We start from the raw sequence: 22,676 nt of genomic DNA, 5'->3' as shown, positions 1-22,676 counted from the left end.
CAGCCATGTCCATCAGCACACCGGAGGGTGACGTGCGGACCGACCCCACGACCGGGAAACCCGCCGAGACAGCGGAGTCCAGCGGCCGCAACGGTTTCCTCGACGTCGGCGCGCGCCGCGCCGTGCGCCGCCGCAGGCTCCTCGTCCGCGCCATCCAGCTCGGGCTCTTCGTGGCCATCTTCGGCGGCTGGCAACTGTCCAGCAGCATGGGCTGGATCGACAGCTTCTTCTTCGGCAGCCCGAGCGGAATCGTCGACCAGCTCACGACGTGGGCGCAGTCCGGCACCGACGCGGGCTCCCTGTGGGAGCAGATCGGCGTGACGCTCGAGGAAGCGGTGCTCGGCTTCGTCATCGGCGTGCTGCTCGGCATCGTGTGCGGCGTCGCGCTCGGCCGGGTGCGGCTGCTCGCCGAGGTGTTCGCCCCCTACATCAAGGCGATCAACGCCGTGCCCCGCATCGTGTTGGGCTCCGTGTTCATCGTCGTGCTCGGCTTCGGCCTGTCCTCCAAGGTCGCGCTCGCCATCGTGCTCGTGTTCTTCGTGGTGTTCTTCAACGCCTTCCAGGGCACCCGCGAGGTCGACCGCAACCTGATCGCGAACGCCCGCATCCTCGGCGCCAGCTCCGCGCAGGTCACCTGGCAGGTCGTGCTGCCATCGGCGCTCACCTGGATCATCGCGAGCCTGCACAGTAGCTTCGGCTTCGCGCTGATCGGCGCCATCGTCGGCGAGTTCCTCGGCGCGGACAAGGGGCTCGGCCTGCTGGTCCGCCAGGCGCAGGGCAACTTCAACATCGACGGCGTCTTCGCCGCCATGGTGATCATGGCGGTGCTCGCGCTCGTGGCCGAGGCCGCGATCAGCCGGCTGGAGCGCCGCCTGCTCGCCTGGCGCCCGCCGCAGCTGTCCGACATGGAAACGGCCGCCTGAGTCAGCCGCGTCCCCCTCCGGTTTTCCCGCATTTCCTAAGGAGAGTCATGTCAACGAAGACAACCGCGCTCTGCGCCATCGGCGCACTGCTCGCACTCGCGCTGTCCGCCTGCGGAGGCGGTTCGTCCTCAGCGGGCTCCGGCTCGGGCTCCGGCGGCACCGACCACGTGAAGATCATGGTCGGCGGGATGAACAAGCAGATCTACCTGCCGGCGATCCTGGCCAAGCAGCTCGACCTGTACGCGAAGAACGGCCTCCAGGTCGACCTGTCCGACGAGCCTGCCGGCGTCGACGCCGAGACGCAGATGCTGGCCGGCAACGTCGACGGCGTGGTCGGCTTCTACGACCACAACGTGGACCTCCAGGGCAAGGGCAAGGTCACCGAGTCGATCGTGCAGTTCGCCCAGGTGCCCGGCGAGGTCGAGCTGGTCTCCACCAAGGCGACCGACGTGCACGGCTTCGCCGACTTCAAGGGCAAGAGCGTCGGCGTCACCGGCCTGGGCTCCTCGACCAACTTCCTCACCAAGTTCCTGGCCACCCGCTCCGGCATCTCGCCGGACCAGGTCAACTCCGTGGCCGTCGAGGCGGGACAGACCTTCATCGCGGCCATGGAACAGGGCAAGATCCAGGGCGGCATGACCACCGAGCCCACGATCACCGCCCTGCTCAAGAAGGGCGATGCGAAGGTCCTCGTCGACATGCGCACGGCCGAGGGCGCGCGGGCCGCGCTCGGCGGCGTCTATCCCGCCGCCTGCCTGTACATGCCGACCAGCTGGGTCAACGCGCACAAGGACGTCGCGCAGAAGCTCGCCAACACCTACGTGCAGACGCTGAAGTGGATCGGCAGCCACAGCGCCGCCGAGATCGCCGACAAGCTGCCGGCCGACTACGTCAGCAACGCCAACATCACCAAGGACGACTACGTCAAGGCACTCGACGCCGGCAAGGCGATGTTCACCACCGACGGCATCATGCCGGCCGACGGTCCGCAGACCGTGCTGACCGTGCTGAACTCCTTCGATCCCACCGTGAAGGGGCACACCATCGACCTCGCCAAGACCTTCACCACGGAGTTCGCCAAGAACGCGCACTGACACCGGGGATGCTGCCGACGCCCGCGCGGGCGTCGGCAGCATCCGGCCAACACACCGCGGCGACACATGAAGGTGATCTAGACTCCGCTCCGTGCCTGGACGTTTACGCCGCGACAAACGATCGCACTTCATCGTGTGCGGCGACACGCCCTTGGCCCGGCGCATCGTCGAGGAACTGGTGAGCAGGCTCGGCGAGGAAGTCACCGTCATCCTGCCGTCGAAGCGGCGCAACCACGGCCCGCAGATCGCGAAGCTGCCCGGCGTGCGCATCGTCGAGTCGGCCGACCTGTCCGTCGAGGCGTTCGTCGATGCCGGCATCGCCACCGCCCGCGCGCTCGCCCTGGTCGCCCAGGACGACGTCGGCAACATCCACGCCGCCCTGCGGGCCACCGAGCTCAACCCCGACATCCGGCTGGTCATCCGGATCTTCAACATGGACCTCGGCCACCAGATCAGGACCCTGTTCGCCGACTGCGCGGTGCTGTCGGACGCGGTGATGGCCGCGCCGTGGTTCGTGGCGGCGGGCCTCGGCGAACTCGCGCCCAACCACGTGCGGCTGCCCGGCCGCACCCTGTACGTGGCAAGGCGGGAGCAGGTGCCGGCCGCGCGCGCGGTCTGCGGCATCGCGGACACCGAGCACTCCGGCGTGCCAAGACTGCTGCCGCCCGGGCAGGCCGGGGGAGACCTCGTGCTCGCGGTCGCGGACGGCACGCCGCTGGAGATGGCCACGGTCCACCCGACCTGGTACCGCGTGCTCGGCCGCAAGGCGCTCGGGGTGCTCGACACGCTGCGCGTGCTGGTGAACAAGCAGCTCGGCATCGCCTTCCTCGGCCTGCTCGGCCTGCTCGTGGTCAGCACCGGTCTGTTCGCGATGCCCGGCCACATCCCGTGGGCCGACGCCGTCTACCTGACGCTGCTCGACGCGGCCGGCGCCGCGCAGCCCGACACCGGGCTCAGCGGCATCAACAAGGTCACCCAGGTGATCGTCACGATCGTCGGCATCGCGCTGATCCCGGTCGTCACGGCCGCCGTCGTCGACGCGGTGGTCGGCGCCCGGCTGTCCTCGACGCTGGGCCGGGTGCGGCGGATGCGGGACCACGTGATCGTCGTCGGGCTCGGCAACGTCGGCGCGCGGGTCATGTCGCAGCTGCGTGACCTCGGCGTCCCCGTGGTCGGCGTGGAACGCAACCAGGACGCCTCCGGCGTCGCGCTGGCCAGGCGGCTCGGCGTGCCCGTGGTGTTCGCCGACGCCAGCCGCGAGGAGACGCTGCGCTCGGCTTGGGTCGAGACCAGCCGCGCGATGGTGGCCGTGACCAGCGACGACGTGACGAACCTCCAGGCCGCGCTGAACGCCCGGTCGGTGCGCGACGACCTGCGCGTGGTGCTGCGGCTGTTCGACGGCGACCTCGCCGAGCGGGTGCAGCACAACTTCGGCATCGGCATCTCCCGCAGCGTGTCCTACCTCGCCGCGCCCGCCTTCGCGGCGGCGATGGTGGAACGCCAGGTCATCGGCACGATCGCGGTAGGGCGGCGCGCGCTGCTCATCGCCGAGCTGCCGGTGACGGCGACCTCGGCGCTGGTCGGCCGCACGCTCGACTCGATCAACGACACCGAGGTTAGGGCCATCGCGGTGTCCCACGGCACGCGGAACCTGGACTGGTCGCCCGATCCCCGGTACCAGCTCGCCGAGGGCAACCGGGTGCTGATCGTCGCCACCAGGGTCGGCCTCGCCGACACCCTCAACCAGAGCATGGCCGGCTCCGACGAATCGGCGAGTTGACCTGGCCGACCGGCACGGTGGCGCTACCCTCAACCAATTGCGCAACTGCGGGCCCCATTCGCCGGTCGGGCCGGCCAACACCGCCGACCGCGACCCGCATCGCCGAGTGCCTGTTGTTGCTGGTCAGTGGCTTGTCCGCGGAACGGGGAGCGTGTGTCGGAGCAAGGTGGGCGGCGGTTTCCCGACGGTCGAGGCCGGCCCGGTCGGTCCGCTTCAAGGCTGGGGTCGCGGTCCGTGCGGCTGGTGCCGCCGCCGGTCAACGCGTCCCGTCGGTCGCTGTTGCTGGCCGGCCGCGTGTTCGTCGGGCTCGTGTCCGTGCTCATCCTGCTCGTCACCGGCATCGCCTACACGCACCTGCGGGACCTCACCCAGGGGCTGAACACGTCCAACGCGCTCGGCGGCGACGCGCCGAGGTCGCGGGACGGCGCGACGAACATCCTGCTGATCGGCCTGGACTCCCGCAAGGACCAGGACGGCAACCCGCTGCCGGCTGACATCCTGGACAAGCTGCACGCGGGCGACGGCAACGAGGGTGGTTACAACACCAACACGCTGATCCTCATGCACGTCCCCAACGACGACGGCAAGGTCACCGCGTTCTCCATCCCGCGCGACGACTTCGTTGCGGTCAAAGGGATCCCCGGCTACGACCACGCCAAGATCAAGGAGGCGTACGGGCTGACGAAGTTCTACACCGAACAGGATCTGGCCAAGAAGGGCGTCACCGACCAGCGCGCCCTGGAGACCCAGGGCAGGGAAGCCGGCCGCAAGGCCACGATCCAGACGGTGCGCGACTTCCTCGGCGTGCCCATCGACCGCTTCGCCGAGGTCAACCTGGCCGGCTTCTACGACCTGGCGACCGCGCTGGACGGCGTCGAGGTCTGCCTCAACCAGGCCGTGCAGGACGACTACTCCGGCGCGGACTTCCCGGCAGGACACCAGACCCTCAACGGCGCGCAGGCGCTCGCGTTCGTGCGGCAGCGGCACGGGCTGGACAACGGCGACCTCGACCGCACCCACCGACAGCAGGCGTTCCTCGCCTCGGTCGCGCACAAGCTGCGCAGCGCGGGCACGTTCACCGATCTCGACAAGCTCCAGAAGCTCATCGACGTCGCCAAGAAGGACGTGGTGATCTCCTCGGGGTGGGACGTGCTGTCCTTCGCGCAGCAGGCGCAGAACCTCACCGGCGGCAAGCTGGAGTTCGCGACGCTGCCCATCGAGAGCTACGCCCAGCGCGACGGGCAGGACGTGAACCTCGTCGACGTCGCCAAGGTGCAGGCCATGGTGCGCAGCGCGTTCGGCATCGCAAGCCCGAGCACCTCGACGACCCCGCCGCCGAAGCCGAGCAGCACGGTCGACGTCTACAACGCCACCGGCACACCGGGTCTGGCCGGCAAGGTCGCCGACGCGTTGGTGGCGCGCGGGTTCGTCAAGGGCGAGGTGGGCAACGCGGGCGACGCCGCGTCCGGGGTGACCTACGGCGGCACTGCCAAGGCCGACGCGGACAACGCGGCCACCCTGCTCGGCGGCCTCGAGGTCGCGGCGGGCACCGGGTTGGCAGCCGGCCACCTCCGGATCGCGCTCGGCCCCGACTTCACCATGCCGGCCGCCCTGCTGGCATCGCCGGACGCGACCACGACCGGGCCGACCACGACCGCGGCGCCGACCTCTGGCCGCCCCGCCACGACCGAGTCAGGCCCGCAGGGACTGCCGGTGGACGGCAGCGGCATCCCCTGCGTCAACTGACATCGCGGCCCACCCCCACCGCCTGGCGGAGTCAGTCGATGTTGTGCGCGGGCGGCGCGGCATCGTCGCGCCCGGTGTCGTTGCGCTTCACGCCAAGGGTGGTGATGCCGGCCGACAGCAGCGTGGAGTTCGGGATCATCAGCACCCCCTCCTCGGTCAGCATGGTGGTGTAGGTCAGGCCGAGCGCGGTGACCCGGCCGGTGAACGGGCCGTTGAGCGGACCGGAGCGCACGGAGATGTCGGTGCCGACCCGGAACGGCCGGACCACGAGGATCATGATGCCGGCGAAGAAGTTGCTGAGCGTCTGCTGCGCGGCGATGCCGATGAGCACGCCCGTGACCGCACCGCCGACCAGCAACTGCTGGAGCGGCACCGACAACAGGCCGAGCGCGGTGATCGCGACCAGCAGGTAGCCGGTGATGCTGATGGCCATCCGGACCACCGCGCCGGGCGCCTCCATGCCGTGCCGCGCCATCCGCCGCGCGATGTCGTTGCCGATCAGCCGCGTCGTGACGGCCCCGCCGATCACGAACACGGCGGTCCCGGCCAGCAGCAGGGCCTTGCCGGCCGACCCGTCCGGCCGGTCGATCAGCGTGCCGGACACGCCGACCAGCCCGAGGCCGGCCGCGGCGAGCAACGCGAACGCGACCAGCGGCAACGAGCGGCGTGCCGTGCGCGGCCGCCCGGGAAGGTCGTCAGGTTGAGACATGGACCCTGGCTATCACGCGCCCCGCCGTGTGGTCCATTCGGGGGCACGGCGGGGCCTTGGTTCCCGCCGACTCACCCCGACCGGACACCGGATGTGCGAAGGTGGTCGCGGAGGTCCGACGAGAGGTGGGTGGCTGGCGTGCGCGCGACCGTCGGTGTCCTCGTGACCGCCTGCCTCGCCGGTGCCGCAGCGATGCTCGCGGGCTGCTCGTCCGACCAACCCCAGTCCCAGCCCGCGCCGTCCTCCTCGACCGCGCCGTCCCGGCTGTCTCCGCCGCTGGTCAAGGAAGACCTCGAAGTGACGAAGTACCGGGCCGACCCGTGCGCGCTGATCCGCGCGGACCAGCTCGCCCAGTTCGGCATCACCGCGCCGGGTTCGGTGGTCGACGGCTGGCGTTGCGCGTGGCACCCGAACGTGGCGGCAAGGCCGTCCTACCGCGCCGGTGTCGACCTCACCTCGGGCGGCCTGGAGGGCCTGTACCGGAAGCGGTCCACGCTGCCGATGTTCACGCCGGACGAGGTCGACGGCTACCCGGCGGTGCGCACCGCGGACGACCCGCACGCCACCGACCACGGACGCTGCACGGTCGAGGTCGGCGTCGCGGCCACGTCGCTGGTGGTCGTGGACGTCCAGGTCGCCGACGAGCGTTCCCTGGACTACCGGGACCCGTGCCCGCTGGCGAGCACCTTCGCCGGCTACGTCATCGGCAACCTCGTGTCGCTGGCCCCCTGACGGCGTTGGCGCCCTGACGGCGTTGGCACCACGAACAACCTGACGGGCGAGGACGCCGAACGTAGCGCCGCGACTACCAGAGTTCGATGGACCGGGTGATGATCGCGGCGAGGTCGTCCTCGGTGACCGGCAGCGGAGCGGTGGCCAACAGGCGCTGCTGCTTCATCGCGCCGTCCACCAGGTCGGGCACGTCCGACTCGTCGTAGCCGACGGCGCCGACGCCGCCGGGAATGCCGATGTCGCGCATCAGTTCGAGCAGCGCGGCCGGCAGCAGCTCGGCCGCGTCGTTCGGCCGATCCAGCTGCGGCGCAAGCAACTCAGCCACCCTGACGTGCCGTTCCGGCTGCGTGTCGAAGGTGAACCGGAACGCCTCCGGCGCGGTCAGCGAGACGGCCATGCCGTGCGGGACCATCGCCTCGTCGGCGGGATAGCCCGCTGGCCGGAAGTCCTTGACCCGCCCCGCGATCGGGTACGCGACGGCGTGCGGGATGTGCACGCCGGCGTTGCCGAAACCAAGGCCGGCGAACATCGCCGCGAGCGCCATGTCGGTGCGTGCAGCCACGTCGTCGCCGTCGCGCACCGCCGTCCGGAACGACCGCGCGAGCAACTGCAACGCGCGCTCGGACCACATGTCCGAGATGGGGTTCGCGCCGCAGTAGGGCACCCGCTGCTCGGCCAGTTTGTGGTCGTATGCCGTGTAGGGCTTGGCGGTGTAGCTCTCCAGCGCGTGGCACAGGATGTCCATCCCGCTGGAGGCGGTCACCCCGGCGGGCTGCGTCATGGTCAGTTCGGGGTCGACCACGGCGAGCGTGGGCCGCAGCCTCGGGTGGCTGATGCCGGTCTTCACCTTGAGTGCCAACAGATCCAGCACGCACGTGGTGGTGCTCTCCGCGCCCGTCCCCGTGGTGGTCGGCACCGCGACCAACGGCCGCAGCGGTTCGCTCGGTGCCCGCCCGCCGCCGAGCGGCGCGTTGACGTAGTCCAACAGATCGCCCGCGTTGGTGATGAGCAGGTTGACGGCCTTGGCCGTGTCGATGCTGGAACCGCCGCCCACCGCGACGAACGCGTCCCACGGCCCCGTCGCGCGCGCGTGCTCGACCGCCGCGCGCATGCTCAGGTCGGTCGGCTCGACGTGCACCCCGTCGAAGACCTCGGCGTGCATCCCGTAACCGCCGAGCTGGTCGGCGATCCGCTGCGGCGACCCGGTGGCGGCCACCCCGGCGTCGGTGACCACCAGGACCCGCCGAACCCCGTACTGGGCGAGGTCGAAACCGATCTCGGCGGACGCGCCGGGCCCGAACTTCAGCGCGGGCGACCCGTAGGTGAACACGGTCTCGGGGCTCGCCGGAATCGATGCGTTCACAGGTGCTCCTCCGTTGGGGACGCCGCCCCCGCCAGCGTGGCACCAAGATCCTCGGGCGGCAACGCTCGCACCAGGCCGCGCCCCGTCCGCGCACGCCCCCAGCAGCCCGATTCGGCAGTCGCCTCGTCCGCGCACGCCCCAACAGCCCTCTTCGGCAGTCCTTCTTCGGCGGTCTCTTCTTCGGTAGTCGCTGTTCAGTCGTCGTACGGGTCGTCGACCTCGGCCGCGTACTGGTAGCGGTCCTCGTCTCGCTCCAGGTCCGCCAGGTCGACGTCGGGCGGGTAGACCACGGCGACCGAGCGCCCGCCGAGCCCCCGCGCCGCGAGGTTGGTTCTGATCTGGGCCGGAGTGCATCCGGCGTAGATGAGGTGGGTGGTGCGGGCGGGCACGTCCGCCGACTCCGGCCAACAGATCGCGCTGATCAGGCCGAGGCCGAGGCCGGTGTGCTGGATTCGCTGGCCGGGCAGGCCGTACTGGGCCAACAGCGCGGCCCCGTAGGCGTCGCGCCCGCCCGAGGACAGCATCCGGTAGAGCTCGTCGTTGAGGGATTTGACCTGTGGTGGGTGGTGCTTCGCGTGATGGCGCATGTCGGCGTCCTCCATCGGGCTCCTACCACGAATGTGGCCACCGTCACTCAATGGATACCCGATGCTGCTGGGAATTCCGCAGGAAAATCGTTGACTTTCAGTTGGCGCAACACGTCGACTCCTGACGAAACTCGCAGGTCCTGCTGGGGCGCGCACTCTCACAACGCGCCGATGGTCGACCTCAGCCAGCGCAGCTCGGCTCGCTGGTCGCGTGCGGGATGAGCAGCAGCCCTTGCCGGAACGGGTCGGCGAAGTCGTCCGCGCCCAACGGCCGTCCGTCCTCCTCGTAGAAGAAGCTGCACTCGCAGGTCCCGCTGGGGGCGGTGCCATCACAGCGCGTCGATGGTCGACCTCAGCCAGCGGAGCTCGGCCTCGCTGGTCGCGTGTGCGATGAGCAGGAGCCCTTGCCGGAACGGGTCGGCGAAGTCGTCCGCGCCCAACGGCCGTCCGTCCTCCTCGTAGAAGAAGCTGCTCGGTTCCTCGAGAAACGCCAGCCGCCTGCGCAGCACGGCGGCCTGCCGGCGCGGGTCGGCCAGATGGCGGAGGAACGCCAGCAGGGTGAACCAGCGGTTCTCGTCGCTGATGTCCAGCTCGTGCGGCTCGGCGAGCCGCCGCCTGAGTTCGGCGCGACCCGCCTCGGTCAGCGTGAGCATGTGTCGCGGCGCGGCGGTGGGGCCCGGCTGCGTCTCCCTGCTCAGCAGGCCCGCCTGTTCCAGCCGCTTGATCGCGGGGTAGAGCGTGCCGTCCGCGATCGGCCGCACGTGCCCGGTCAGCGCGGCGATGCGTTTGCGCAGGTCGTAGCCGTGTAGCGATCGGTCGAACAGGAACCCGAGGATGGCCAACTCCAGCATGCGGACAGTGTCGCGCACCTTGCGTCGATATCGCGAGTCCGTTATATATTCATCCCGAGATACCTCGACATCGATGGTTTAACTGAACTGGAGTGGTCATGCGACACGCGGAAACTGGCCCCGGCACTGCGCGAATCCGCTGGTCGGAGCTGCCCGGCGACGAGCCGGCCCGCGTCTACCTGCACGGACTGGGCAACGCCTCCGGCGCGTCGTTCGCGCACGTGGCGGCGCACCCGCTGCTCGCCGGCCGCCGGCAACTCCTGCTCGACCTGTTCGGCTTCGGCCTCAGCGACCGCCCCGCCGACTTCGGTTACGGCATCGCGGACCACGCCGACGCGGTCGCCGCCGCGCTGGACTCGGCCGGTGTGACCGGAGCCGAGGTCGTCGGCCACAGCATGGGCGGCTCGGTCGCCGTGGTGCTCGCCGCGCGCCGGCCCGACCTGGTGAGCCGGCTCGTGGTGGCCGAGGCGACCCTCGACCCGGCCGTCGAGCGCGGCCGGATCGGTCGTCACACGGAGGACGGGTTCGTCTCCGGCGGCCACGAGGACGTCCTGGCCGCCGTCGACTCCGAATGGCGCGCCACCATGCGGCTGGCCGGCCGCGTCGGCCTGTACCGCTCGGCTGCGGGATTCTGGGCCGAATCGTTCCCTCCGGTCCGGGAGATGCTGCTGCGTATGGACATCCCGCGCACCTTCGTCCGTGGCGAGCGAGGCGAACCCCTCGACGGCGCGGAGGAACTTCGCGCGGCCGGCGTGCGCCTCGACGTGGTGCGCAATGCCGGCCACACAATGATGTTCGACAATCCGGATGGCTTCATCCACGCCGTGGCAACAGGACTCGCGCACGACTGAGTGGTAAACTCTTGCAGGCCAGCAGATTTCACTCGATCGTGCGAACCTGACGGACTGTGAATCAAGACACTGTGACGAAGTCGCACCAGCAATGTCGCCGGTTTCGAGATAAGCTCCTCCGTCGGGCGTCGTCACACGAACGCCTGGGGCGTTCCGAATCCTCGGTGTGTCCAGTGCCCATCCACGTACTGTCGACCACGGGAGTTCGATGACCGTCGTTGAGGAACCGCAGTCCCTGCTGGACTCGGTCGTTGCAACGTTGCCAAGGCAAGGGCTCCTGCTGGCCGCGCACGCCGCGGCCGACGAGCGCACGCTCCTGGACATACTCGCCGACACCGCGCGCCGCCATCCGCACGCCCCGGCGATCGACGACGGCACGACCACCCTCGACTACCGCGGCCTACTGTCCGAAGTAGACAGACTGCGGATCGACCTCACCGAAGCCGGCGTCGGAGTCGGCGACCGCGTCGGCGTGCGCGTGCCGTCGGGCACCGTCGAGCTGTACCTGTCGATCCTGGCCGTGCTCGCCGCGGGCGCGGCCTACGTGCCCGTCGATGCCGAGGACCCGGACGAGCGCGCCGAGCTGGTCTGGTCCGAGGCGGCCGTGTGCGCCGTGCTCGGCGCGGACCGCGCGCTGACCATGCGCGGCGCGCCGATCGGCGCGCCGGGCCGCCCGACCCCCGCCGACGACGCGTGGATCATCTTCACCTCCGGCTCCACCGGCAAGCCCAAGGGCGTCGCCGTCAGCCACCGCTCGGCCGCGGCCTTCGTCGACGCCGAGGCCAGGCTGTTCCTCCGCGAGGAGCCCATCGGCCCGAGCGACCGCGTGCTCGCCGGCCTGTCCGTGGCCTTCGACGCCTCCTGCGAGGAGATGTGGCTGGCCTGGCGGCACGGCGCCTGCCTGGTGCCGGCGCCCCGCTCGCTGGTGCGCACCGGCATGGACCTCGGCCCGTGGCTGATGCGGCAGGAGATCACCGTGGTGTCCACGGTGCCCACCCTCGCCGCGCTGTGGCCCGTCGAGGCCCTCGACGAGGTCCGGCTGCTGATCTTCGGCGGCGAGGCCTGCCCGCCGGAACTCGCCGAGCGGCTCGCCGTCGAGGGCCGCGAGGTGTGGAACACCTACGGCCCGACCGAGGCGACCGTCGTCGCCTGCGCGTCCCAGCTCACCGGCGACGGCCCGGTCCGCATCGGCCTGCCGCTGGACGGCTGGGACCTCGCCGTGGTCGACCAGCGCGGCGAACCTGTCGACATGGGCGGCGAGGGCGAACTGGTGATCGGCGGCGTCGGACTCGCCCGCTACCTCGACCCGGAGAAGGACGCCGAGAAGTTCCGTCCGCTGGACTCCCTCGGCTGGACGCGTGCCTACCGCAGCGGCGACCTCGTCCGCGCCGAGCCCGAGGGCCTGCTGTTCCTCGGCCGCGCCGACGAACAGGTCAAGCTCGGCGGCCGCCGCATCGAACTCGGCGAGGTCGACGCCGCGCTACAGGCGCTGCCGAACGTCGCGGGCGCCGCGGCGGCCGTGCGCACCACCAAGGCTGGCAACCAGATCCTCGTCGGCTACGTCGTCTCTTCGGGCGCGGACTTCGACCAGGCAGACGCGCTGAACCGGCTCCGCACCGTGCTGCCCGCCGCCCTCGTGCCGCTGCTCGCCGTCGTCGACACCCTGCCGACCCGCACCTCGGGCAAGGTCGACCGCGCCGCACTGCCGTGGCCCCTGCCCGCGTCCGCTGGCGGGCGGAAGGCCGAGAAGCGCCTGAGCGGCACCGCAGACTGGGTGGCCACCCAGCTCAGCGAGATCCTCGGCGTCGAGATCACCGAGGCCGACGACGACTTCTTCGCCAACGGCGGCGGCAGCCTCGCCGCCGCGCAGCTGGTGTCGTTGCTGCGCAAGAACTATCCAGGCGTGTCGGTCAGCGACATCTACCAGCACCCCAAGGTCGGCAAGCTGGCCGAGCGCCTCGACGAGCTCGGTGTCGCGGCCACCACCAGCCGCACCGTCACCCCGCTGCCCCGAGGCGCGGCGATCGCGCAGACCCTGCTGCTGATCCCGCTGTTCACCCTCGTCGGCCTGCGCTGGCTGGTGGCGCTCGCCGCGATCAACAACGTCCTGCACTGGTTCGGCGCCGTCCCGTGGGCCCCGACCGTGTCCTGGTGGCTGGTCTTGCTCGGCTGGGTCGCGTTCCTGAGCCCGTTGGGGCGCATGGGCATCTCGGCCGCCGGCGCGCGGCTGCTGCTGCGCGGCCTGCGACCGGGCAGCTACCCAAGGGGCGGCTCGGTGCACCTGCGGCTGTGGACGGCCGAACGGCTCGCCGCGTTCACCGGCGCGGCCAACCTGGCAGGCGCGCCCTGGATGACCTACTACGCGCGGGCGCTCGGCGCGAAGATCGGCCGCGACGCCGACCTGCACTCCCTGCCGCCGATCACCGGCATGCTCAAGCTCGGCAAGGGCAGCGCAGTGGAACCCGAGGTCGACCTCACCGGCACCTGGCTGGACGGCGACCTGGTGCACGTCGGCAAGATCCGGATCGGCGCGGGCGCCACCGTCGGCTCGCGCAGCACGCTGTTCCCCGGGGCGCGGATCGGCAAGCGCGCCGAGATCGCCCCTGGCTCCGGCGTCGTCGGCTCCGTGCCGGCCGGCCAGCGCTGGACCGGCGTGCCGGCCACCAGGGCGGGCAAGGCCAACCAGTCCTGGCCGTCCGTCCGCCCGAACCGCTCGCGCGGCTGGGTGCTGGCCTACGGCGTGACGTCGTTCGTGCTGTCCCTGCTGCCGCTGGTCGGCGCGATCCCAGGCCTGCTCGTCATCGGCCTGTTCCTGCGCGGCCAGGACACCCTCGGTGCCGCCACCGCGCACGCGCTGCTGGCCGTCCCGCTCGCCACGGTCGCCTCGCTGGTCACGTTCGCGCTGCTGGTCCTTGGCAGCGTGCGGTTGCTCGGCGTCGGACTGCGCAAGGGATACCACTCGGTGCACAGCAGGGTCGGCTGGCAGGCGTGGGCGACCGAGCGGCTGATGGACCTGGCCCGCACCGTGCTGTTCCCCTTGTACGCCAGCCTGTTCACCCCGGTGTGGCTGCGCCTGTTGGGCGCGAAAGTCGGTAAGGACGTCGAGGCGTCCACCGTGCTCGCGCTGCCGAAGATGACCACGGTCGCCGACGGCGCGTTCCTCGCCGACGACACCATGGTCGCCTCCTACGAACTCGGCGGCGGCTGGCTGAAGATCGGCGAGGCCAGGGTCGGCGAGCGAGCCTTCCTCGGCAACTCCGGCATGACCGCGCCCGGCCGCGCCGTGCCCGACGGCGGTCTCGTCGCCGTCCTGTCCGCCACCCCGAAGCGCGCCAAGGCCGGCTCGTCCTGGGTCGGCATGCCGCCGATGAAGCTGCGCAGGGCCGCCGAACACGGCGACCTGAGCCGCACGTTCGCCCCGCCCCGGCGGCTCAAGGTCGCCAGGGCCGTGGTCGAGCTGTGCCGGGTGGTCCCGCTGATGTGCGCGGTCGCGCTCGCGGTGCTCACCCTGGCCGCGTTCGAGGCGATCGCCGCCGGACCCGGCTTCGGTGCGGCCGCGCTGTGCGGCGGCCTGGTGCTCCTGGCCGCGGGCCTCGTGGCGTGCCTGGTCACCACCGCCGCGAAATGGACGCTGGTCGGCCGGTTCCGCGCCGTCGAGCACCCGCTGTGGAGCTCGTTCGTGTGGCGCAACGAGCTAGCGGACACCTTCGTCGAAGTGCTCGCCGTGCCGTGGCTCGCCGGCTCGGTCACCGGCACCCCCGTGCTGAACCTGTGGCTGCGCTCGCTCGGCGCCCGCATCGGCCGAGGCGTCTGGTGCGACACCTACTGGCTGCCCGAGGCCGACCTCGTGCGCATCGGCGACGGCGCCAGCGTCAACCGGGGCTGCGTGGTGCAGACCCACCTGTTCCACGACCGGATCATGAGCATGGCACCGGTCACGATGGCCCCGGGCTCCACCCTCGGCCCGCACGGCATCGTGCTGCCCGGCGCGACAATCGGAGCACGAACCACGGTCGGCCCAGCATCGCTGGTGATGCGCGGAGAGAACGTCCCCGAGGACACCAGGTGGCTCGGCAACCCCATCACGTCGTGGCAGGGCAAGGGACAGACGTAGGCTGAGCGCCCGGTCACGCCGCGCGCGGTGACCGGGCGGACCCATCACGGCGCGGCGGCGGAGCAGGGGAGCGGACGCAGGTTGAGTGCCCAGCCAGCGGGTGTCGGCGCGAGCAGTTCGACGGACACCTATCTACCCGAGCACGGCAACGGCGGCTACCGCACCGAGCACTACGACGTGGAGCTCGACTACCGCCTCGGCACCGGCCGCCTCGCCGGCCGAGCCAGGATCACCGCCGTCGCCACCCAGCCGCTGACCCGATTCACCCTCGACCTCGGCCCGTTCCGGATCAACCGCGTGCTGATCGACGGCCGCGCCGCCGCGCGCTTCACCCACCGAGGCCACAAGCTCAACATCTGGCCGACCCGGCCGATCGCCGCGGGTGCCGAGTTCATGGTCGAGGTCCGCTACGTCGGAACCCCGGTGCCGATCCCCAGCCACTGGGGCGAACTCGGCTGGGAGCAACTGACCGATGGTGCGCTGGTCGCCGCGCAGCCGATCGGCGCGCCGTCCTGGCTGCCCTGCAACGATCACCCAACGGACAAGGCCAGCTACCGGATCACGGTGACCGCGCCGTCGGCGTATCGGGTGGTCGCCAACGGGCGGCTGGTGTCCAGTCGCGTCGGCGCCAGCACGACCACCTGGTTGTACGAGAGCAGCGAGCCCATGGCCAGCTACCTCGCGACCGTCCAGATCGGGCGGTACGAGCTGGGAGAGGTGATCGACGGCTCGGTGCCGATCCGCGCGGCCGTCCCACCCGCACTGGTCTCGTCATTCGGCCACGACTTCGGCCGGCAGGCGCAGATGATGGCTGTGTTCGAGCGCTGCTTCGGCCCCTACCCGTTCGCCGAGTACGCGGTCGTCGTGGTCGACGAGGAGCTGGAGATCCCGGTCGAGGCACAGGGCCTGTCCATCTTCGGCGCCAACCACATCGACGGCGTGCGCGGCGCGGAGAACCTCGTCGCGCACGAACTCGCGCACCAGTGGTTCGGCAACAGCCTCACCGTCGCCGACTGGCGGCATATTTGGCTGAACGAGGGCCTGGCGAACTACGCCGAGTGGCTGTGGTCGGAGGCGTCCGGCAGCGAGTCGGCCGAGGCACATGCCGCCCGCGCCTGGCGCAAGGTCGCTGCGCTCCCACAGGATCTCGTGCTGGCCGATCCCGGCGTGGCGCGAATGTTCGACGACCGCGTCTACCTGCGCGGAGCGCTTGCCATGCACGCCCTTCGGCGAACGCTCGGCGACACCGTCTTCTTCGCCTTCCTCGCCGACTGGACCACGACCCACCGGCACGGCACGGTCACCACGGCCCAGTTCACCGCGCTGGCCGAACGGCACGCCGGCCGAACGCTGGGAGAGCTGTTCACTCCGTGGCTGCACGCCCCGGCGCTGCCGCAGCTTCCGACCCCTGGTGCCAGGTGAGCACGCCGATCCGGTTCACCACGTAAGCCACCCCGAACGCTGCGGCGAGCGTCATCGCGCCCGACGCGGCCAGCGCGGCGGCTCCGCACCCGAACCAGGCCACGTCCGCAACGACGCGGGCCACACCACGCAACGGCTTGGCCGCCTTCGGCGAGCAGAACATGCCCCACAGCACGGCGAGCACGATCGGCGCACCGATCCCGGCGACCAGCTGTACGGCGACACCAGCATCCGTGCCGAATCCCCAGTACACCACCGCGGCGAGCGTGCCGAGTTCGAGCAACAGGGCAAGCAACAGGTTCGCGTTCCTCAGCCCAGACATCACGACTCACTCTCAGCTCAAGTTGCTCACGATAGCTAAAAAGCTAATCTTATTAGCTATCGTCGTCAAGCCTCGCCCGTTGACACCCGGTCCCGTGCTTCCAGGGGCGCCCCGGCGTCCCGCGGCGACTGTGTCTGCCTTCCGTCGTCTGTCTGTAGCTGCGCTGACGCGTCATCATCGACCCTCCTTGCGAGGTCGTCCTCACGGCGACGGGCCTCGGTCGACGGCTCGCAGCCAAGCCGGCCGCATCCGCTCCATCAGCCCAGTCTCCACCGGCGGCTCGGCAACCTCCTCCGTGTCTCGTTCTGTGCGGCCCTTCCCTCTGTTTCTCTGTCTCGTCGTAACTCGACCCTCATGTCCGGCTGTGCTCACGTTGATCCTCTCCTCTCGGCTGGTCCGCAATCCGCCGTGTCCTGCGGACCCTACGGTGGCCGGGACCTCCCTCAATGCGCGCGATCCCTCGTACCTTATCCCTAAGTTTCCATCTCTCAAGGCTATTTTCCACGTACGGGTCTTACGTATACCTAGTCACCTGTATCTAGCTATACCTAACGGCTAGTCCTACCTCTACCTTGTCCTACGCTCGACTGTGCATCTCGCAGTCGAACTCCAGGGCATCGCCTTCCGTAATGACCTCTACGTACGCCCATCTCACGGTCTTCGTCTCGTTGACGCCGCCCCCGTCCTCCTCCTTCTTGTCGCACCTCGCCGGTCGCCTTCCATGCCTCTGAACAGGTATTTTGTATCTCCGTGTGTAGCTTCCTGTGTGCAAAGTTATGCTTCAAACCGTGCTCTTTCTCGAGTCCTCACTCCGGTTGCACTATAAAGATCATCATTTAGAGTGAAGCTTTACCGCCTCTCCTTCGATATTCTTCACCCATGTCTCCCGTACAGGAATCGCTCGACCTGGATTGGCTCGCAGTCACTGCGACCGATCCCGGTCTCGCGTACCTGGACACAGTCGCACTGTTCGAACAGGTGATAGGCCGCGATCTCGACCAGCTCGACGCCGACCAGGTACTGGAAATACTCATCGACAGCCAACGGCTCGTCGCCACGATCGAAGCCCGTCAACTGCGTGCAATGGCTCGGTTCGCAGCTCTCCGCCCCAGCGACAAGCCTGGGCGGCAGTTCAGCGAGTTCGCCGCAGACGAAATCGCCCCGGCGGTCAAGTGGACCCGCACGGCCGCAGCCAACCGCCTGGGCCTCGCAGTCAGCCTGACCAACCGCCTGCCCGCCACTCTGCGCAGCCTCGAACGAGGAGAGATCGATCTGCTGAAAGCCCGCGCGCTGGACGAACTGACCGTGCCGCTGTCGGACACCCACACCAGGATCGTGGAAGCCTCAGTCCTGGCACGTGCGCCTCGGCAGACCGTGTCTCAGCTGCGACAGATCACCCGTCGTGCGGTACTCAAGGTCGATCCCGAAGGTGCCCAGCGCAGGCACGAGGTGTGTTCGAAGCAGCGCGCTGTGCGGATCCTTCCCCAACCAGAGGCCATGGCCGAACTGATCGCCTACCTGCCCGCCCACCAAGCCATCAGCATCTATCAGCGAGTGGACGCGGCAGCTCGGGCATCCGCCAAACCGAACGACGACCGCAGCGCTGCCGAGCGCCGTGCGGACGCCTTCGTCGGGCTGATGACCGGCGGAAACGGGATCCAGGCGCAGGTCCAGGTCACGGTGGCGGCGACGACCCTCGCCGGCGTCGACGACAACCCCGGTGACCTCGTTGGCTACGGAGCGATTCCGGCGGCTCTGGCCCGCCGCATCGCCGAAGATGGCACGTGGCGTCGCCTGCTCACCGACCCGGTGGACGGCTCGCTGCTGGACTACGGCCGCCGCACCTACCGACCGCCGGCCGCGCTGGCCGACCACATCGTCGCGCGGGATCGCACCTGCCGCTTTCCAGGTTGCATCCGCCCGGCGGCTGGCTGCGATCTCGACCATACGAAGAAGTTTCCGCTCGGCCCTACCGCGCACCACAACCTCGGAGCCCTGTGCCGGCATCACCACCGCGCCAAGCACAAGGCCAACTGGCGGATCGACCAACCCGGGTCGGGGCACTTCATCTTCACCAGCCCCACCGGTCGACGCTTCGAGCGCGCCCCGGAGCCCCTCGCCGATCCGCCGTTACAGCCAACCCACGTACCCATCACCGGCCGGACACCTGATCGAAGGCCGGGCCGATGCCCTGACGACTGATCTCGCCTTGGCCCGGTCCAACCGCACTGAGCCGGCCAAGCAGAGGATCCGTCTCACGGACTGAGTGGCAGTGCCGACTGCACCCGACCAAGGCCTGACGCCTGACGGGCTGCTAAAGCCGCTACGGCGCAGGCACATCGTCGCCAGGTCCGAGCTTCGCGAGCAGGATCTCCATATCCAGCTCGCCTTCGCGGGTCTGGCCACCGGACGCCAGGAAGGCTCGCATGCGGCGAATCGCCTCAGGCTCCGCCTTCGCCTGGATGAACAGCCGTGCCTCCTCGCTCAGCCGGTCATGGAGGGGAGTTGCTGGCAGGTCCACGGCCTGCTTGGCGAGTCGGACGGCGTAGGTCGGGAACGAGGCGATGCGCAGCGCCAACTCGCGGACGAACGACCCGATCTGTTCGGCCGGCAGGGCACGGTTGATCCATCCGTACCGCTCGGCCGCCACGGCATCGAAGTCGCCGGAGCCGAGCAGGATCTCCAAGGCGCGGGCGCGGCCCATCATGGCTGGCAGGTGCTGGGTGGCGCCGCCACCGGTCACCAGACCGAGTCCGACTTCCGGCTGTCCGAGCACGGCCAGCCCGACGGCGCCGAACCGCATGTCGAACGCGAGCGCGAACTCGGCGCCCGCTCCACGCATGCGGCCCTCGATGACGGTGATGGTGACCTGCGGCAGCGACCGATAGCGTTCCAGAAGCTGTTGGTACGCACTGAGTTCACCGGGTGCCAGCGGCGGGCTCGGTGGTCGGTTCAGGATGTTCGCCACGTCGAAGTGCGCCACGAAGTAGTCCGGGTCAGCGCTGTCGAACACGACGACGCGGACGTCGGCGTCGTTGCGCACCTCGGTCTGGAAACGATCCAGCTCCGCGAGCAGCGACACGTCCAGCAGGTTCATGGGTGGATGGTCGATCGTCACGAACGCCACGCCGTTGTCGATGGAAACGCGCATGCTGGCGTAGTCCTGGTACCCCATGGCCAGAAGTGTTCCAGCACAGTCGGATTCGCCGGGGCTCCGGTCCTGTTCTGCGCGGTTCGCCCAGGCTGGAGCGCGGCTCAGTTCAGCGACACTGCTTGGAGTCGATGGCGGTTCGCCAGGGCAGCGGCGACGCGGACGAACGCGGATAGTGCAGGTGAGCTGCTTCGTTTCGGCCAGGCGATCACCACAGTGGTCGACTCGGCGTCGACGACAGGCACAGCCACCAGATCGTCCCGGAGATGGCTGCACACCGACTCCGGCATCACCGCGATAGTGCGCCGTAGGGCGATGAGCTGCATCAACTGGCTCACGTCCCGCACCATCGGGCCGGTAGCGCCGTCCTTGGGTGCGCCTGGCCAGCGCGGCATCGTCTCGTCGCGCAGGTCGGCCACGCGTACGCTCAGCCGCTCGGCGAGGCGGTGGTCTCTTGGCAGCACCACGACGGAGCGGTACACGCGGAGTGTCTCGGTGTCGAAGCCGCTCAAGTCGTCGTACGGGCTGTGCAGTACGCCGATGTCGGCGCGGCCCTCGCGCAGCAGCGTGGCCTGCTCGCCGATGCCGCAGACCAGCATGTCCACGGGGACTGCGGCGAGTTCGGCCTCGTACCGGGTCAGGATGTCCATCATCATGCTTCCGTCGACACCGGGCTTCATCACCACGATCAACCGCTGCTCCGGTCTGCCGGCGCGCTGCGTGCGGCGGACCGCGGCGGCGACTGCTTCCAGGGCCTTCCTGCTCTCGCGGAGGAGCACCTCGCCGGCCGGGGTGAGCGACACCCTACGGCTGGTGCGTTCCAGCAGAGTCACGCCGAGCCGCCGTTCGAGTTGCCTGATCGCTCGTGACAGCGGTGGCTGCGCCATACCGAGACGCGCGGCGGCTCGACCGAAGTGCAGCTCCTCGGCCACGGCCACGAAGTAGGCCAGTTCCCGCGTCTCCGGGTCATCCATACCGTGAGGGTATCGGTGTGCACCAAGTCGGTATTTGCGCTCCACTCGTTTGCGCGGTGAGCTTGGTTCATGACTGACAACACCACCGGTTCGTCGCGAATCGCCCTGGTCACCGGGGCCAACAAGGGCATCGGCCAGCAGATCGCCGTTCAGCTCGCCGAACTCGGCATGACTGTGCTGCTCGCGGCCAGGGACCCGCGTCGCGGGGATGAGGCCGCAGCCGAACTGCGGGCGGCCGGCGGCGAAGCGCATTCCATCGCGCTCGACGTCACCGATGCCGCCTCGGTGCGGGCGGCCGCCGCGCAGGTGGACGATCGTTTCGGTCGGCTCGACGTTCTGGTCAACAACGCCGGCATTAGTGGAGGTGACGGGCAGTCGCCGAGCAGCGCCGACGTCGACCTGGTGCGAGCAGTGTTCGACACCAACGTCTTCGGCGTCATCACGGTGACCAACGCCTTCCTGCCGCTGCTGCTGCGGTCGGCGGCTCCGCGCATCGTCAACGTCTCGAGCGGCGTGGGGTCGCTGGCCGCGATGGCTGACCCGAACGGCCCGCTGGCGGAGATGCCCGCGTCCGCAGCGTATGTACCGTCCAAGACGGCGTTGAACTCGCTGACCGTGCAGTACGCCAAGGAGCTGAGGGAGAGCGGTGTCCTGGTCAACGCGGCCGACCCTGGTTACTGCGCTACGGACCTGAACGATCACCGCGGCTTTCGGACCGCCGCGCAGGGTGCCGCGATCGCCGTTCAGCTCGCCACGCTCGAAGCGGACGGGCCGACGGGTGGGTTCTTCAACGATGAGGGGCTTGTGGCTTGGTAAGAGGGCGAGAGTTGGTGTCGGAGTGATCGTCTGTTGTGGACATTGGGGGGAGGTGGTTGCGGGGATGAGGGGGAGTGGTGGGGGTGGGCGTCGGCTGAACTGGTGGCGGGGGTGAACCATTTGGATGCCCGAGCCGTGCATCAGGTGTGCCAGCACCTGCGGCGGGGAGGTCGTGATGCAACGAGAAGCGTTGAGCGGTTATCGGCTCGGGTCGGTCAGCCATGAGCCGGACCGCGACACCGATCTTGCGCCGCGGCGACCTGTCGAGTTCGCCTGTCCCAAGGGTCACGCGTTCACAGTGCAGTTTGCGGTGGATGCGGACCTGCCGACGATCTGGTCGTGCCGCCGACACGGGGATGCCGAGTGTGTGCGGACGGATGGCACGAAGCCGGAGTCCGGCGTTGATCGGGAGGTCAGGACGCATTGGGTGCTGTTCACCGAGCGTCGGTCACCCGAGGCGATGGCGGAACTGCTTGCCGAGACGTTGGTGGCCGTCGATCGGGCGCGTCGGTGCGTGACGACGCCGGTGCTGATCGGCGGGCGGCGATATGGGTTCCGTTATCAGCCTCAGGGTGGCAGTTCAGTGGGCGGGTGATGCTGCGGCTGCCGGTTGTCAGGCTGGGTTGTTGGCAGGCAGTTGGTCAGGCGGGCGGCTGGTTGGGTGCGTGGGTGGTGGGGGTGTCCGGGGCCTGGGGTGGTTATCTGAAGGTCGGGAACCCGGTTTGGAAGTTCGGGGGCAGAGTGACGTTTGTGGGGTACTGGGGCGCGTTCGAGCTGAAGCCAGGGACCGTTGGGGCTGAGTCTGTCGCCGACTGGATGAGGAAGAAGAAGCCGATCCCTATGGCCGCGATCACCAATCCCCCGAGTGCGGACGGGACACCGATGGAACGGTAGCCCTCGGCGAGATCCGCTTTGGTCGGGTTGTTGGGATGGTAAACCACCTCGATCGAGCGCCCGACGACGTAGGAGCGGTGGCGGGGCTGGAGGATCGTCGTTGTCACGTCCTCGCCGTCAGCGGTGCGGAACGTCACCACGGGCCGGAAGGTCAGGCCGCGTTCCTGGCGCGACACCATCTGGTTGTCGACCACGACGCCGGTCGCCCGGTGTCCGGCGTTGGCGAGCGAGCGACTCGACGTCCAGCGGATCAGCCCGAACACCGCCATCCCCAGGCCGATCAGCACGACGAGGCCGGCGAACGCGCCTAACAGCGTGGACATCATGGTCTGCATGGCTCAGCCTAA

Annotated in this window: 19 protein-coding genes; 11 read left to right on the top strand and 8 right to left on the bottom strand. The window is 69.6% G+C overall.

What is annotated here, in order from left to right:
• Positions 1-5 precede the first annotated feature (5 nt).
• From F0L68_RS35200 to F0L68_RS35185, 4 genes are all read left to right on the top strand, one after another.
• Entirely contained in the window at positions 6-923 is a 918-nt protein-coding gene (locus tag F0L68_RS35200; RefSeq protein ID WP_149854220.1) for an ABC transporter permease, read from the top strand.
• 47 nt (positions 924-970) lie between these two features.
• Positions 971-2,017 carry an ABC transporter substrate-binding protein gene (locus F0L68_RS35195; RefSeq protein WP_149854219.1) on the top strand — a complete coding sequence of 349 codons (1,047 nt, stop codon included), beginning with the start codon at positions 971-973 and terminating at the stop codon, positions 2,015-2,017.
• Between the two features lie 91 nt (positions 2,018-2,108).
• Positions 2,109-3,797, top strand: coding sequence for a potassium channel protein (locus F0L68_RS35190; RefSeq protein ID WP_149854218.1), 1,689 nt, complete (start codon positions 2,109-2,111; stop codon positions 3,795-3,797).
• A gap of 234 nt (positions 3,798-4,031) precedes the next feature.
• Positions 4,032-5,543: an LCP family protein gene (locus tag F0L68_RS35185; RefSeq protein WP_223199418.1), complete on the top strand. Its 1,512-nt coding sequence runs from the start codon at positions 4,032-4,034 to the stop codon at positions 5,541-5,543.
• Between the two features lie 31 nt (positions 5,544-5,574).
• Here F0L68_RS35185 and F0L68_RS35180 read toward each other — a convergent pair whose 3' ends face one another.
• Positions 5,575-6,252, bottom strand: coding sequence for a mechanosensitive ion channel domain-containing protein (locus F0L68_RS35180; RefSeq protein ID WP_149854216.1), 678 nt, complete (start codon positions 6,250-6,252; stop codon positions 5,575-5,577).
• A gap of 138 nt (positions 6,253-6,390) precedes the next feature.
• On the opposite strand from F0L68_RS35180, the gene F0L68_RS35175 reads away from it, so the two are divergent.
• A complete protein-coding gene (locus F0L68_RS35175; RefSeq protein WP_149854215.1) occupies positions 6,391-6,984 on the top strand; it encodes a DUF3558 domain-containing protein in 594 nt (197 codons plus the stop codon).
• A 73-nt stretch (positions 6,985-7,057) separates the two neighbouring features.
• On the opposite strand, the gene F0L68_RS35170 is transcribed toward F0L68_RS35175, so the two are convergent.
• From F0L68_RS35170 to F0L68_RS35160, 3 genes are all read right to left on the bottom strand, one after another.
• Positions 7,058-8,347, bottom strand: coding sequence for a hydroxyacid-oxoacid transhydrogenase (locus tag F0L68_RS35170; RefSeq protein WP_223199417.1), 1,290 nt, complete (start codon positions 8,345-8,347; stop codon positions 7,058-7,060).
• Positions 8,348-8,541: 194 nt separating this feature from the next.
• Positions 8,542-8,949 (bottom strand): hypothetical protein, encoded by a 408-nt coding sequence (locus F0L68_RS43895; RefSeq protein ID WP_223199416.1) that lies wholly within the window; start codon positions 8,947-8,949, stop codon positions 8,542-8,544.
• A 314-nt stretch (positions 8,950-9,263) separates the two neighbouring features.
• On the bottom strand, positions 9,264-9,803 hold the full coding sequence (locus tag F0L68_RS35160) for a PadR family transcriptional regulator (RefSeq protein WP_223199415.1): 540 nt from the start codon (positions 9,801-9,803) through the stop codon (positions 9,264-9,266).
• Between the two features lie 80 nt (positions 9,804-9,883).
• Between F0L68_RS35160 and F0L68_RS35155 the strand changes: the two genes are divergently transcribed.
• The 3 genes from F0L68_RS35155 (at position 9,884) to F0L68_RS35145 (ending at position 16,172) form a co-directional block, all read left to right on the top strand.
• On the top strand, positions 9,884-10,636 hold the full coding sequence (locus F0L68_RS35155; protein ID WP_149854213.1) for an alpha/beta fold hydrolase: 753 nt from the start codon (positions 9,884-9,886) through the stop codon (positions 10,634-10,636).
• 208 nt (positions 10,637-10,844) lie between these two features.
• Complete coding sequence (locus F0L68_RS35150) at positions 10,845-14,750, top strand: Pls/PosA family non-ribosomal peptide synthetase (RefSeq protein ID WP_149854212.1); 3,906 nt, start codon at positions 10,845-10,847, stop codon at positions 14,748-14,750.
• 81 nt (positions 14,751-14,831) lie between these two features.
• A complete protein-coding gene (locus F0L68_RS35145; RefSeq protein WP_223199414.1) occupies positions 14,832-16,172 on the top strand; it encodes a M1 family metallopeptidase in 1,341 nt (446 codons plus the stop codon).
• On the opposite strand, the gene F0L68_RS35140 is transcribed toward F0L68_RS35145, so the two are convergent.
• Positions 16,114-16,494, bottom strand: coding sequence for a YrdB family protein (locus tag F0L68_RS35140; RefSeq protein WP_223199413.1), 381 nt, complete (start codon positions 16,492-16,494; stop codon positions 16,114-16,116). The two genes, F0L68_RS35145 and F0L68_RS35140, sit on opposite strands and share 59 nt — an antisense overlap.
• 879 nt (positions 16,495-17,373) lie before the next feature.
• Between F0L68_RS35140 and F0L68_RS35135 the strand changes: the two genes are divergently transcribed.
• Positions 17,374-18,696: an HNH endonuclease signature motif containing protein gene (locus tag F0L68_RS35135; protein ID WP_149854210.1), complete on the top strand. Its 1,323-nt coding sequence runs from the start codon at positions 17,374-17,376 to the stop codon at positions 18,694-18,696.
• 121 nt (positions 18,697-18,817) lie between these two features.
• Here F0L68_RS35135 and F0L68_RS35130 read toward each other — a convergent pair whose 3' ends face one another.
• Together F0L68_RS35130 and F0L68_RS35125 are read right to left on the bottom strand one after the other, a co-directional pair.
• Entirely contained in the window at positions 18,818-19,669 is an 852-nt protein-coding gene (locus tag F0L68_RS35130) for an enoyl-CoA hydratase/isomerase family protein (protein ID WP_149854209.1), read from the bottom strand.
• 80 nt (positions 19,670-19,749) lie between these two features.
• A complete protein-coding gene (locus F0L68_RS35125) occupies positions 19,750-20,619 on the bottom strand; it encodes a LysR family transcriptional regulator (protein ID WP_149854208.1) in 870 nt (289 codons plus the stop codon).
• A gap of 69 nt (positions 20,620-20,688) precedes the next feature.
• Between F0L68_RS35125 and F0L68_RS35120 the strand changes: the two genes are divergently transcribed.
• Complete coding sequence (locus F0L68_RS35120; RefSeq protein WP_149854207.1) at positions 20,689-21,435, top strand: SDR family oxidoreductase; 747 nt, start codon at positions 20,689-20,691, stop codon at positions 21,433-21,435.
• Between the two features lie 175 nt (positions 21,436-21,610).
• Positions 21,611-22,030, top strand: coding sequence for an RNA polymerase-binding protein RbpA (locus F0L68_RS35115; RefSeq protein ID WP_149854206.1), 420 nt, complete (start codon positions 21,611-21,613; stop codon positions 22,028-22,030).
• A gap of 103 nt (positions 22,031-22,133) precedes the next feature.
• Here the strand turns inward: F0L68_RS35115 and F0L68_RS35110 are convergent, their stop codons facing one another.
• Positions 22,134-22,652, bottom strand: coding sequence for a DUF3592 domain-containing protein (locus F0L68_RS35110; protein ID WP_223199412.1), 519 nt, complete (start codon positions 22,650-22,652; stop codon positions 22,134-22,136).
• Between the last annotated feature and the right edge of the window lie 24 nt (positions 22,653-22,676).

Source organism: Solihabitans fulvus, assembly GCF_008386585.1.
In the GTDB taxonomy this organism is placed as follows: domain Bacteria; phylum Actinomycetota; class Actinomycetes; order Mycobacteriales; family Pseudonocardiaceae; genus Solihabitans; species Solihabitans fulvus.
The sequence above is the reverse complement of the archived record's forward strand: the minus strand, read 5'-3'. Positions and strand labels throughout refer to the sequence as shown.